Source organism: Burkholderia sp. 3C, from assembly GCF_054589155.1.
This window is the reverse complement of record NZ_BAAILN010000130.1, coordinates 1-291: the sequence shown is the minus strand read 5'-3', so window position 1 is coordinate 291 and position 291 is coordinate 1. Positions and strand designations below refer to the sequence as shown.

Annotated in this window: 1 protein-coding gene; it reads right to left on the bottom strand. The window is 64.9% G+C overall.

Annotated elements, in window-relative coordinates; genetic code table 11:
• A partial coding sequence (locus ACYP33_RS26175; protein ID WP_459624483.1) for a glutathione S-transferase family protein occupies positions 1-268 on the bottom strand: 268 nt, incomplete at its 3' end.
• Between the last annotated feature and the right edge of the window lie 23 nt (positions 269-291).

The window sequence follows — 291 nt, the reverse complement described above, 5'->3', positions numbered from 1 at the left end:
CGTGCACCCAGCCGGCGATCCAGTTGAGCAGTTCGTGGCAACGGGCTTCCTCGAGCGGGTCGGCGGGAACCAGGCCTGCGTCGGGATACTGCCTAACCAGATACGCCATGATCGCCGGCAGCTCGGTGAGGACTTTCGTCTGCCCCTCGACATGCAGCGCCGGCACGCGCGCCTTCGGGTTGATGGCGAGATATTCGGCCGACTGCGTGGCCCCGTTGGCGATCACGGTAGGCGCCAGCGAGTAAGGCACGCCCAGTTCTTCCAGCACGATATGGACAGCAAGGGAACAGG